The 13081-nt window shown below is 59.9% G+C and carries 10 protein-coding genes; 5 read left to right on the plus strand and 5 right to left on the minus strand.

Annotation, left to right across the window (positions count from 1 at the left end; all coding sequences use genetic code 11):
• Positions 1–37 precede the first annotated feature (37 nt).
• A complete protein-coding gene (locus IB227_RS06965; protein ID WP_192286768.1) occupies positions 38–424 on the minus strand; it encodes a hypothetical protein in 387 nt (128 codons plus the stop codon).
• A 126-nt stretch (positions 425–550) separates the two neighbouring features.
• Here IB227_RS06965 and IB227_RS06970 point away from each other — a divergent pair, with 126 nt between their 5' ends.
• The 3 genes from IB227_RS06970 (at position 551) to IB227_RS06980 (ending at position 3598) form a co-directional block, all read left to right on the plus strand.
• Entirely contained in the window at positions 551–1435 is an 885-nt protein-coding gene (locus IB227_RS06970; protein ID WP_192286769.1) for an HNH endonuclease, read from the plus strand.
• Between the two features lie 236 nt (positions 1436–1671).
• Complete coding sequence (locus IB227_RS06975) at positions 1672–2775, plus strand: hypothetical protein (RefSeq protein WP_192286770.1); 1104 nt, start codon at positions 1672–1674, stop codon at positions 2773–2775.
• Positions 2776–2923: 148 nt separating this feature from the next.
• The gene (locus tag IB227_RS06980) at positions 2924–3598 is read left to right on the plus strand and encodes a transposase (protein ID WP_318639526.1); all 675 of its coding nucleotides are present in this window, start codon (positions 2924–2926) and stop codon (positions 3596–3598) included.
• Positions 3599–3802: 204 nt separating this feature from the next.
• Here the strand turns inward: IB227_RS06980 and IB227_RS06985 are convergent, their stop codons facing one another.
• A complete protein-coding gene (locus tag IB227_RS06985) occupies positions 3803–6298 on the minus strand; it encodes a hypothetical protein (RefSeq protein ID WP_192286771.1) in 2496 nt (831 codons plus the stop codon).
• A gap of 104 nt (positions 6299–6402) precedes the next feature.
• Positions 6403–9090, minus strand: coding sequence for a pyruvate dehydrogenase (acetyl-transferring), homodimeric type (gene aceE / locus IB227_RS06990; protein WP_192286772.1), 2688 nt, complete (start codon positions 9088–9090; stop codon positions 6403–6405).
• Positions 9091–9497: 407 nt separating this feature from the next.
• Here aceE and IB227_RS06995 point away from each other — a divergent pair, with 407 nt between their 5' ends.
• A complete protein-coding gene (locus tag IB227_RS06995; RefSeq protein ID WP_225591612.1) occupies positions 9498–9992 on the plus strand; it encodes a PadR family transcriptional regulator in 495 nt (164 codons plus the stop codon).
• Between the two features lie 84 nt (positions 9993–10076).
• Positions 10077–10868 (plus strand): siderophore-interacting protein, encoded by a 792-nt coding sequence (locus tag IB227_RS07000; protein ID WP_192286773.1) that lies wholly within the window; start codon positions 10077–10079, stop codon positions 10866–10868.
• Positions 10869–11047: 179 nt separating this feature from the next.
• Here IB227_RS07000 and IB227_RS07005 read toward each other — a convergent pair whose 3' ends face one another.
• Positions 11048–11830, minus strand: coding sequence for a hypothetical protein (locus IB227_RS07005; RefSeq protein WP_192286774.1), 783 nt, complete (start codon positions 11828–11830; stop codon positions 11048–11050).
• 42 nt (positions 11831–11872) lie between these two features.
• Positions 11873–12934, minus strand: a complete 1062-nt coding sequence (locus IB227_RS07010) for a linear amide C-N hydrolase (protein WP_192286775.1) — start codon at positions 12932–12934, stop codon at positions 11873–11875.
• Positions 12935–13081: the final 147 nt, after the last annotated feature.

Raw genomic sequence — 13081 nt, forward strand, 5'->3', positions numbered from 1 at the left:
CGCAGACATGGCGACCCGGCCTCGGGCCCGTACTAACTCAACCGACCCAACCGGAATACATCTCTCTCAAGTACCGCGAGCAGCGGACGTCCCATCGGCCGCGCGCCTCCAGGAAGAGTGCGGCAACCTCCACTGTCGATCCAATGGGAGGTTGAAGCTCAGCATCCTCCTTTCCAACGTCGCGCAATCCTACGAACTCGTGGAATGCATGATCCAAGTCGTTGGGCCCGTCGCCGTACTGATTCCAATGCCGGCGGTGCAACCCCGGCAGCAGCACTTGCTCGGGCACGAACAACTCCCCGGGATCTAAACAAGACCGAATCGTCGCCTCCAACGCCCCGACATTGCCCAACAGCAAAGCGACGCCATGGGTCTTCCAATTCCCTGCATCGCGGTACATGTACTCCAGCACCGAGTAACTCACGCTTTCTCTCATCCCATCAGTCACGAGAACCAACCAGCAGCAAGCCTGACCTGGACGCGTCCCACGCATTGAGATGGAAGATTCCAGTCAGCTCGCCTACCATCCCTCGAAAGGGGGAAAGTCTGAATGGCGAATGCGATCTTTACTGCTTCCGAAAGCTCTAGTTACGACGACCAGATCGAGCGGCGTTATCACTTCCCGAAGACCTACTACGGCCAGGCCGCGCAGGCCGTTGGCGATCTGATCGCCTACTACGAACCCCGCCGCGATGCCGGGCGGAGCAGCAGTGGCGGACGACAGGCTTACTTTGCGGTCGCACGCCTCATCAAGATTGAGCCAGACAGCACGCTCGACGGCCACTTCTACGCCTATTTGGATCAGTTCCTTGAGTTCGACCGGGCCGTTCCTTTCAAGGAGGGCGGTACCTACTACGAGTCGCTGTTGCAGAAGGAGGATGGCAGCACCAACAAGGGCGCATTTGGGCGCTCTGTCCGACTGATCCCCGCGGATGAGTTTGAAACGATCTTGAAAGCGGGTTTCACCTCTGCGCTGGAGCCATGGGAGCTGGCAGACGAGGCGGACAGCGACGTCCCCGAATCCACTCCACGCCCTCTCATCCAGCAGGTCATCTCCCGGCGATTCCGTGACAGGGCCTTTCGCAAGCATGTGCGCAACGCTTACTCCAATACCTGTGCAGTAACCGGCTTATGTCTCATCAACGGCGGCGGCCGGCCCGAAGTGCAAGCCGCGCATATCCGCCCCGTGGAAGCCGACGGTCCAGATACCGTGCGCAACGGCATCGCGCTGACCGCCACTGTGCACTGGCTATTTGATCGGGGCCTGATTAGCTTTGATGACCAGTACAACGTGCTGCTGTCCCCAGCCGGAGTTCCCAACGAGCTGGATAAGCTGATCCCATCGAAGCGACGGCTGACTGTCCCGGCCCACGCGGAGCAATGCCCGCATTCGACGTATTTACGCTGGCACCGAGAGAATCGATTCAAACGCTGAATCTATGGTCGAATATCACATCAGTGCATGTCCTCTGCCGCACCAGGGGAGAGCCCAATCGACTGAGAAGCGATACCAGTCGCTCTAACAAGCAACTGGGGAGTCCACGTCCCGTGGAGGAATAGCCGATTTCGAGCAGCCGCCGAAGCTCGGCTAGGCCGCTGGCTGATGCGCAGGAGAGATGATCACCCATTTTGTTTCCTACGCAGGCTTCCACCATCTCATGAGAACGTCCAATGAACGGAAAGATAGAAGGATCAACCCCGGTCACTAGAGAAAATGCCGTCACGCGCATCTGGATGGAACAGCTCGCTATTTCCCTTCGCTGGGCGGAGAGCCATCCCGTGAAGCTGGCGACTATCGCCATAGCGTTACCCAGCCTTAGCATCTACTACTACTTGCAAGCAGAACGCATCCCACTCAGCATTTTTTCTTCTGACATTATTTCCGGGCTTCCGTCGCTCCTCGCCATTATATCCACCATCACATTGGCTCTATTTGCTCTAGCACTGGCACCTCTCACGGTGATGTTCGAGGGCGCGATTACTGAGCAGGACGGCAGCATCCGGGTGTTCGCATCATCCAGAAGAGCACGATGGAAAAAAACGCGCCGCTGGCTACTCGCCTTAATGCTGCCGGGAGTAATCCTCGCTATCGCTGTTGTCTTCTTGACAAAGCACGAAGGGCATGACTCGTGGGGAATGCCACTCGCGGCCATATTAGCGTTCGCAGTGTTTATTGTTGCCTCGTTCTTACTCGGCAGGAAGCGCCCCGCAGGAAAGCACTGGCTTGAATCGACCTGGTTCGCCATCGCTTCGAACTGGACGCAGATGTTTCTAAGCATCCTAGTAATGAAGCAGGTCTTGAGCCGGCTCCCGTACTTAGAGAACTTCTATCTTATCCTTGCAATCCTTATCGCCTGCATGGCCTTGATTGCATCATTTCAGCTTTTTGCGGTTTATCTGATCGAACGAGCAAGCAGGGAAGGAAAGATTGCAGCGAACGCCTTTTACAGCTGTCTAGCACTAGTAGTTGCACTCTGTGCATTCCCGGCTACAGGTGGCCGGCTGGCAGGCGCCATAGCATCAGGCAGCGCATCTGGAGGAAGGAGCTGCGTACAGATGAGCATTTCCGGCGCAGCTTCTGATTATTCAGAACTAATGCAATCAGGCAGCGAGGATTCGCAACGCACTCGACCCATTCGAGTACTCATCGCCACATCCTCCAGATACTATGTCCGCCTCAAGCAGGAAGATGACAGGACGTTTATAATACCGATTGATCGCGTTTCTCAAGTCGCGAAATGTCCAGAGCCCAATCCTCGGAAGAGGCCTCATTAGGGACTGGCATTAAACCGGATTTGGAGACGATCTCTTACAAAACGCCACTATCTATTCGGATCGCCATCGATATCGGCCTCGCATACACAGTGAGGCTGCGATAGCCAGACGACCAAGAGCCAGTTTACCCGGGATAGTCCAATACGCGGTGCGATGCGGCAACGACCGCCAGCCTTGCTTCTTCCGCGACATCTATTTGCAGGACATACGCGAATTTTCGCTCAAGGGGGCCTGCGACGTTCATGCGTATGTACTGATGACCAATCATGTGCATCTATTAGTTACTCCGCTTCAATCCGGAGCGATCAGCCGTTTAATACAGTCCCTTGGTCGGCGATACGTTCACTACATCAATGATACGTACGGGCGAACCGGCACGCTGTGGGAGGGACGGTACAAATCACACCTCGCCGCCAACGCCGAACACCTCCTGCGATGCTATCGCTATATCGAACTCAATCCCGTCCGCGCCGGAATGGTGACCCATGCAGGTGACTACCGATGGTCGAGCTACCACCGCAACGCGCTGGGCAGAGCCGACCCGCTCATTCGCCCGCACGTCTGCTACAGCGGCCTGGCTCGCTCAGAAGCAGAGCGGCTGCATGCCTATCGAGAGTTGGTACAGCAGGCCTGCGATGAAGACGCCTCTCGTTTCAGCAACCACATGCGACATCGGCGCCCAATGGAGAACGACCGATTTCGAGCAGCCATCGAAGCCCAGCTCGGTCGCAAACTAACGCCCGGAAAAGTTGGGCGACCCAAGAAACAAAAGCCAGAGAATTATAAACTCGACTCTGACCCCTGCCGTCTGCTTTCCCATTAATAAGCAAAAGCCAGATACCTGGAAAGTCGCCCCTACCCCGCTTTCTTTCGGAATTCAAATCCAAATCACCTTCCTGCTCAAAATCGGGAGGGAGGGGGGGGGGGGGGGGGGGGAGGGGCGTCGCCTCCTCTTGAGAAGCCAAGGATTAGAGAATTAAGAAAATCTAATCTGGCACTCACCCTTCCATTTCCACCCCTACTCATATCACATTTGGGCAATCGGCCGAACCATACTACGAAGCATTTTTTCCTGTGCAGCAGACATCTTATCTAAAACACCAGATGTCCTGACATCGAGTCGCTTCACTTCTCGCGTCCATTTCACTCTAATCTGGTCCAATAGCAGCATTCTAGGGTCGTCAAATGGCAATCGATCAGAGAACTCCACAAGATACGTGAAAATAGTCATGAACGGATGCTCATGCAAGTCGCCAAAACCCTGAGCATGTGCGACGCTCTCGTGAAGATAAGCCTCACCCTCTAAAAAATATTCCCAAGCCGCCTCATTCTGGATAGCATCATCTACAGATGCCTTGAGCCTAACTCGCCCAAGAGTATTGAGCGAAAAGGCATGCCTATGAACTAGCACGCTTTTCTTTGCATATGAATACGCCCTATCGTGAAAACGAGCATCACTTTCCAACAACGCCCGCTGATCCCAAAATCTTCCGTTCCAATCAAAATGACGCTCAAGCTCCGCATACCACTTTCTCGCCCGGTCAACAGTGCTCGACACTGCCATAACGCCATCTTTATCCATCAACTGCCTGAGTATAAGCACAGGATATGTCCTCCTCTTCATAGAGGCAGAAGATACTAGTGGCGCCAGCGATTTGGCCACCCTTAGAGAAAGATCATATTTATCCGAAGGACTCAAATGAGCCCTAAATACATGCTCGGCAAACATTCTGTGCCTAAACCTATACCCTCGCGAATCAAGCACAACAACCTCATCGTCACCCTCATCGCAGACGCAAATCTCATTTACGGAGGAAACTCCTGCAATGTCTAGAACCACTGATATAGGCAATGAGTAACCGAACCTATTAACCGTAGTAACCGCCTTCATGGCAGACACATGCGAATCTTTCATCCCTCGCGCCATCGTAGACCATTCGCGATCAAGTCGACCATAGAAGCCCCGGGCTTTCTCCAGGCCACTCAGCCCCATGAACAAATCGCCAGCACAGTCCCTTTCGATATACCTCCAGAACTGCTGATCTGACCAACCCGTAGCATCGCCCATCCGCGCAGCCGCTCTTCTTTTTTGAGCGACGGCTAAAGCATCAGTGCGAAGCACGGGCCCCATATCGAACTCTTCTATTAAAAACTCGCTGAGATCAACCTGAAGTATCGCAGATCGCCTACTGCGCTCGGCCACCACCAACAGGCACTGAACCCCGCTTTTTTTGCAGCCAATCATTATTTCTCGAATGTTTCCCGAGAAATCAGCAGCATTATCGAACAATAGAAGGGTTTTTGGATTTGCCTTTAGCCAAGCCACTGTCGCGTCGACATCAGGCCTCTCTGACTCCCTGAATCGAAAAACTCGATAGCCGAGCGAAATGAAATTCCTACCCAGCCTGAGCAGAGCTGTTGAGCGACCGGCTCCTGGCATACCACTAAAAAGGACAGCACCAGAGCCGCCGGTTGCACCAGCACCCTTTAGCTTCCGCTCAGCGATCAGAGTTACAGACCTCTCTCCGTCAAGCTCCGAGGTGATATCCGCCCACAAGGGTTCATCCCCCCCGTAGTAGTCGTGACTACGACGCCCTGCTGAGCGACTATCTCCGAGCAGCTCAAATTGCTGATTGAAACGAGCAATGACGCCTGCCAGCATCGGAGATCGAGTCATTTCCTCATAGCTGCTCTTGTACTTTTCTACATCGACAATCAAAGCACTGAAGAATTCCTCGGCGTCTGCATCGATTGCAACAACACCGCCACGATTCAATCGACGTTTATCTAAAGCTGAAAGATCCTTTATTATTGCGATTGAAGGAAATCCCGTTGCCTGGCGAGCTTTACTACCCGTATGAACCGCGCCTGCAAGATCCACCTCCTCTACTAAGCGAGCACCAATAGTGAGAAATGGAGTTTGAACCCATTTACTCCAGAACTCTGAGTGCCAATCACCCTGTCCTCGGAGAGCCTTCGCATAGTCACGAATCGCGAACACCAGTGATTTCGAAGAAGCTGGCAGAGTCGATGCTCGCCCATGAAGATGAACTATTTGAACTTGCTGATTGGCAATAAGTGGCGGGGCCAAATTATCCGTCCAAGTCACAGCAATTGGTTTAAACATCCCTAATTCGTGTTGAGTTCTCTCGAATATGTCGTCGATGTTTAGAGTCCATATCCTACTCCATGGGAATTTCAAAACAGAAGCATGCCATGTCGGCGTCACCCCAACAAATCGCTCCCGCAGATACTTGACCGTTCTATCTTCAGTTTCTTGCTCACTCACGGCCTCTTCATAGACCACAGAAAGGTTCCGAGCGTCCTCCTTGGCGAACCCGAGATGAAGTAAGTCATTCAACTCCTTACCTAGACCAGGACCGCTAGGAAGGTGCCGCCCCAATCTATCCGTTGCGCTCATGCTAAAACCGGCGCCCAGCAATAGGCCATAATGCCCATCAAAGATACCTCGCACGAGCTGCTCTGCATCCTCAAGCGCAAGCCCAAACTTCAGAAGTTCCATCCCCCCCTCCTTCCAGCATCGATTTGCCATCGATATTACGCATTCATGCACAAAAGAAAAGGCGGCCAATGGCCGCCCTTTCCCTCGTCAATTAGTTGACAAAATCAAACCCCAACAGGGTTAGCCTTCTCTGGATCAATCCCGTACTGCTTGATCGCCCGGGCGACATCCTTCGCAGTCATCTTCCCGTCCCTCGCCAGCGCCGCAATTGCAGCGTGGGCGATGTAGTAACGGTCAACCTCGAAGAAGCGGCGCAGGTTGGCGCGGGTGTCCGAACGACCGAAGCCGTCGGTGCCCAGGACCGAGTAGGTGCCCGGCACGAAGGCGCGGATCTGGTCGGTGTAGGCGCGCACGTAGTCGGTGGCGGCGATGACCGGGCCCTGTCGGCCTTCCAGCAGCTGGGTGACGTACGGCTTGCGCTGTTCGGCTTCCGGGTGCAGGCGGTTCCAACGCTCGGCGTCGAAACCATCGCGACGCAGTTCGTTGAAGCTCGGGCAGCTCCAGATGTCGGCGGTGACGCCGAAATCCTTGTCCAGCAGTTCGGCCGCTGCAATGGCCTCGCGCAGGATGGTGCCGCTGCCCAGCAGCTGCACGCGCAGCTCGCCCTTCTTCGGCTTGCCGGCGTCGGTGAGCAGGTACATGCCCTTGATGATGCCCTCGGCTGCACCTTCCGGCATGGCCGGGTGGGTGTAGTTCTCGTTCATCAGGGTGATGTAGTAGTACTCGTCGATCTGGTCTTCCATCATGGCCTTGGTGCCATGCTGGAGGATCACGGTGACTTCGTAGCCGAAGGTCGGGTCGTAGCTGCGCACGTTCGGGATGCCGCCGGCCACGATGTGGCTGAAGCCGTCTTCGTGCTGCAGGCCTTCGCCGTTGAGCGTGGTGCGGCCGGCGGTGCCGCCGAGCAGGAAGCCGCGGGTACGCATGTCCGCCGCCTGCCAGGCCAGGTCGCCCACGCGCTGGAAGCCGAACATCGAGTAGTAGATGTAGAACGGCAGCATCGGCACGTTGCTGACCGAGTAGCTGGTACCGGCCGCCATCCACGAGGCGATCGCGCCCGGCTCGCTGATGCCCTGCTGCAGCACCTGGCCGCTCTGGTCCTCGCGGTAGTACATCAGCTGGTCGGCGTCGACCGGCTTGTACTTCTGGCCGTACGGGGCGTAGATGCCGATCTGGCGGAACAGGCCTTCCATGCCGAAGGTGCGCGCTTCGTCGGCGACGATCGGCACCAGGCGCGGGCCCAGCTCCTTGTCACGCAGGCTGATGTTCAGCGTCTGCACGAAGGCCATGGTGGTGGAGTAGGTGCGCTCGCCGGATTCCTTGAGCAGGCGCTCATAGGTTTCCAGCTTCGGCGCGGTGAAGGACTTGTCGGCCTTCTGGCGACGCTGCGGCAGGTAGCCACCCAGCGAAGCACGGCGCTCCTGCAGGTACTTCACTTCCGGCGAGTCCGGGCCCGGGTGGTAGAACGGCACCTGGCCGTCCTTGAGCTGCTCGTCGGTGACCGGGATGTTGAAGCGGTCGCGGAAGTGGCGCACCGCTTCGTCGTCCAGCTTCTTGGTCTGGTGGGTGGGGTTCAGTGCCTCGCCGGCGCTGCCCATGCCGTAGCCCTTGACCGTCTTGGCCAGGATCACGGTCGGCATGCCCTTGGTGTTCACGGCCTGGTGATAGGCGGCGTACACCTTGTGCGGGTCGTGGCCACCACGGTTCAGGCGCCAGATGTCGTCGTCGGACAGGCTGGCCACCATCGCGGCGGTTTCCGGGTACTTGCCGAAGAAATGCTCGCGCGTGTACGCGCCGCCGAAGGCCTTGCAGTTCTGGTATTCGCCGTCGACGGTTTCCATCATCAGCTTCTTCAGGACGCCGTTGGTGTCCTTGGCCAGAAGCGGATCCCAGTACGAGCCCCACAGCAGCTTGATGACGTTCCAGCCGCCGCCACGGAACACGCCCTCCAGCTCCTGGATGATCTTGCCGTTGCCGCGCACCGGGCCGTCCAGGCGCTGCAGGTTGCAGTTGACCACGAAGATCAGGTTGTCCAGGCCTTCGCGGCCGGCCAGGGCGATGGCGCCCAGGGTTTCCGGCTCGTCCGACTCGCCGTCACCGATGAAGCACCACACCTTGCGGTCGCTCTTCTCGATCAGGCCGCGGTTTTCCAAGTAACGCATGAACTGCGCCTGGTAGATGGCGGCCAGCGGGCCCAGGCCCATCGACACGGTCGGGGTCTGCCAGAAGTCCGGCATCAGCCACGGGTGCGGGTAGGAGGACAGGCCACCGCCGTCCACTTCCATGCGGAACTTGTCCAGCTGCTGCTCGTCGATGCGGCCTTCCAGGAACGCGCGCGAGTAGATGCCCGGGGCGCTGTGGCCCTGGATGAACAGCAGGTCGCCCGGATGGGTGTCGCTCGGGGCGCGCCAGAAGTGGTTGAAGCCCACGTCGTACAGCGTCGCGCCGGAGGCGAACGAGGCGATGTGGCCGCCCAGGTCACCCGGCTTGCGGTTGGCGCGCACCACGGTGGCCATCGCGTTCCAGCGGATGATGGAGCGGATGCGCCATTCCAGCTCGGCGTTGCCGGGGCTCTTGGCCTCCAGCTGCGGCTCGATGGTGTTGACGTATTCGGTGGTGGGCGAGAACGGCAGGAACGCACCCGAACGACGGGTCAGTTCAACCATGCCTTCCAGCAACTGATGCGCGCGCTCGGGGCCCTCGACATCGATAACGGCCTTCAACGACTCGATCCACTCCTGGGTCTCCAGGGGGTTCGGGTCGTTGTTCAGCACCTCATTCAACCAGTTCATTAGCGCTCCCAAGTTGCTGCACGCACACGCGCGCTTGTTCGTTGTTTTGAACTCCAAAGTGTAGCGCACCCGACCCCTTGCCAAGCGGGCTACGCATACGTATGGAGGCGTAAAAGCCAGTGTCCGCAAGACAGATGACGACAGCGATGCAGCGGGATCAGGGACACCACGGGACAACCCCGGGAGGGCCTTGCGGCAGAACCAAGGCAGCGACGCGGCTGCAGGCTGGCAGCGCAGCGGGTCAGCGGCGTGACAGGTGCGATCATGCTGCATTGCAGCAATTCCCAGCCAGCGTGCTGCATCCCGCTGGCGAAACACTCTGTCTGGCTGCCCGAAGGCGCCGGGTGTTGCCCGGCCGGAGTTTTCGATATATCGTTTCGCACGTTTCGATATATCGAAAATACCCGATGAGTGCCACCGAACCCCGTCGCCGCCCTTCCCCCCGCCCCTTGGGCCGGGGCGACCTGCGCTTGCTGCTGCTGTCGCTGATCGGCCAGGCGCCGCGCCATGGCTACGAGCTGATCCAGCAGGTCAGCGAGATGTTCATGCGCGTCTACACGCCCAGCGCCGGCTCGGTGTACCCGCTGCTGGCCGACTTCGAGAACCAGCGCTGGGTGCAGGCCGAGGAGGAAGGTGGCCGCAAGCGCTACCACATCACCGCCGTCGGCCAGGCCCAGTTGAAGCTGCGCCAGGGCGAGGTGGACGACGCCCTGCTGCGTGCGCGCCACAGCGCGCGCGTGATCACCAAGGCCAACCTGCCGCCGTCGGTGCGCGAAGCCATGCGCGAACTCACCCATTCGATGATGCAGCGCCATGGCCGCTGGCAGGGTGCCAACGTCGAACGCATCACCGCACTGCTGGACGAGGCCACCGCGCTGGTGCGCGATACCCCGCCCGAGTAAGCCCTCCCCCTTTCGTTACGACCCAGCCAGAGCGATCCAGCCAGGTCACCCCGGCCCATGCCGTCACTGACCCCAGGTACTGCCATGTCCTTGCATGAAACCCAGTTGATCCGCTTCACTCCCCGCTTCCGCCACCTGCAGGTGCTGCGCAGCGAACGCCTGACCCCGAACATGCAGCGCATCGTGGTGGGAGGCGATGCGCTGGAAGGCTTCGACAGCCGCGCGCCGGACGACCACGTCAAGCTGTTCTTCCCCAACGCCGAAGGCCAGTTCGTGCTGCCGGTGCTGACCGAGCAGGGCCCGCGTTACCCGGAAGGCCAGCTGCCCTCGCCGGCCCGCGACTACACCCCGCGCCTGTACGACGCCGATGCCGGCGAGCTGGTGCTGGACTTCGTGCTGCACGGCGACGGCCCGGCCACACAGTGGGCCGCGCATGCCAAGGCCGGCGATGCACTGGTGGTGGCCGGCCCGCGTGGCTCGCATGTGATCGCCGACGATTTCGACGCCTATGTGCTGATTGGCGACGAAACCGCCCTGCCCGCCATTGCTCGCCGCCTGGAGGAGCTGCCCGAAGGCGCAGTGGCCGAGGTGTTCATCGAGATCCCGGAAGAAGGCGACCGCCAGCCGTTGCACAGCGCTGCACAGGTCACCGTGTCGTGGTTCGAGCGCAACGGCGTGGATGCGGCCACCAGCACCTTGCTGGAGGACGCGCTGGTCGACTTCGAGCAACCCGACGGCGATGCGTTCTACTGGATTGCCACCGAGTCCAAGCGCGCACGGATGATGCGCAAGTTCGTCGAAGGCCACCTGCAAGTGCCGAAGGACTGGACCCACGCCGCTGGCTATTGGAAGGCGAACCCGAACGACGCGGAATGAGTGGTGGAGAGCGGTTGCCTTCCGGCCGGCGTGTTTGGCTGCTTCGTCAGAAGCACCCCTCCCCAGCCCTCCCCTGCGCCGTTGGCGCAAGGGAGGGGGCAGGTCATGAGAAGCACCCCTCCCCAGCCCTCCCCTGCGCCGTTGGCGCAAGGGAGGAGGCAGTCATGTGCGGCCTTGCCTCACGGCAAGGCGGCCGCGCCGTGTCCCTTGCCGAACAGGAAGGTCAGGCCCAGCATCGGGCCGGACAGGTTCACGTCCAGTCGCCGCCCGTGCTCGCGGTAATCCACGCTCAGGTGGCGGTAGCCCATCGACAGGTACAGGTTGTCACGGGCCTGGTAATTGGCCAGCGCCAGCACCTGCCAGGTCACGTCCGACCCCACGCCGAAACCGCCGGCATCGGCGTACACCAGCGCTGACCAGCGCGGTGCCACGGCCTGCCGCCAGCGCGCGGCGATGACCGGGTCAACGAAGGAAAACTTCGACCGTGCCGAACCGATGCCGGTCACGTTCACCGCGGTGCTGACATCCCAATGCCGCAGTCCCGCCATCAGGTCCACCCCGGCCGCCTCGGTCGGTGCGAAGGCATAGCCGGCGGTCAGCGTGGCCGAGGTCTGGCGCACCTTCGCCCGCGCCGACAGGCCCATCGGCAGTGCGGCCGAATCGGACGTGGAGGCGTGGGTGAGGTCGGCCTGCAGCACGAAGCGGTCGCGCCGCGCGGTGGCGGTGACGAAGGCCGCCGCATCCAGGCTCTCGAACAACTCCGCGAACGACTTGTCCACGTCGGCGGCCGGCGCACTGCGGAACGGCCGCACCTGGCCTTCCAGGCCACTCATCCACACATACGGCGTGGCCTGAAAACGCCAGCGGCCGTCCTGCGCGGTCTCCTGCGCCTGCACCGCAGGCAGCGCGCCTGCGGCCAACAGCGGCACTGCAATGCAACGATGAATGGCCAGATGCCGCATGCCATGCCCTCCTTGTCGAAACACGCCCGTGGCCACCGCCGGTCAGATCCCCAGGAAGCGGAACGCCGGCGTCTCCTTGAACTGGTCATTCGCCTCACCGGCGTAGGTGGTGCGCTGGAACTCGCCCAGGTCCAGCCGCCGTACCTTGCCGCTGGCCTCGCTGAAGTCGAGCTTCTTCATGTCCACCCAGAACACGTTGGGCGTGAGTGCCGATTCGAAGAAGTACAGCAGGCGCTTCTGGTCGGCCACGGTGCGCCAGCGCGTGGAGGAGATGTTGGGCTGGTCCGGCGTGGTGATGCCGTACGGCACCGACACGTTGCGGATCACGCTGAACACGCTGGCGATGGATTCCACCGGGTCCTCGGCCTTGGGAATGGCGCTGACGTAGAACGACGCACGCGCGAAGCGATCGGAGGCACGGTTGGTGCCGGGCAACATCACGGTGCCGCCGATCTGCCGCCAGTAGCTTTCCAGCGCCAGCTGCTCCTCGAAGATCGGCGAGTTGGTCATCACCTGGTAGTCGCGGCTGTGGTGGATGACCTGCTTGCCCTTGATGTACTCGATGATGGCGCTGTCGCCGCTGGCATCGGAGATGGACAGGTGCAGCGTGGCCATGCGCTGCTCGCCGGGCGGGCTGTCGGAGACCAGCAGGAACGGTTCGCGCGAGAGCGCCTTCACCGCTTCGTCGACGCTGCCGAAGTTGTCCAGCACGTACTGCGTCCACGCCGCGATGCTCAGGCGCGGCTTGCCGGTGGTGCGCTCGGGGTATTCCGATTCGGCCAGCCACAACAGGTTGGCGACCAGCCCGGCTTCGTTCATGCCGTCGGTGGTGGAGATGTCGTAGGCACTGGCGATGACGCTGCCGTAGCGTGAGGTCCACTGCAGCGAGTTGGGCCCGGCTTCGCCACTGCGCTTCATGCCGCGCGGAAAGGTCCACAGGTGCGTGCCGGTGTCGATCTTGTAGTCCATCGAGCGCCCGGTGATCACTTCACCGTTGGCACCGTGATAGACGAAGCGTGTGCAGGCTTCGGCCTGCGGAAGGGCCAATGCACCACACAGGAACGTGGCACAGGCAGCGGCAATGGATCGTCTGATGCGCTTCATGGATCACTCCCCTAAAGTTGAACAGCACGTTGCATGCACGCCGGATCATGCCATCAATGTGTTGCGCGCCGGCGGCGCCGCATGCGCGGGTGTGATCGGCTTCGCAACCCGTTGCTGCATGCAGGCTGAAACCGCAGGAACGGCATC

The organism is Stenotrophomonas sp. STM01, assembly GCF_014852135.1.
Taxonomy (GTDB): domain Bacteria; phylum Pseudomonadota; class Gammaproteobacteria; order Xanthomonadales; family Xanthomonadaceae; genus Stenotrophomonas; species Stenotrophomonas capsici.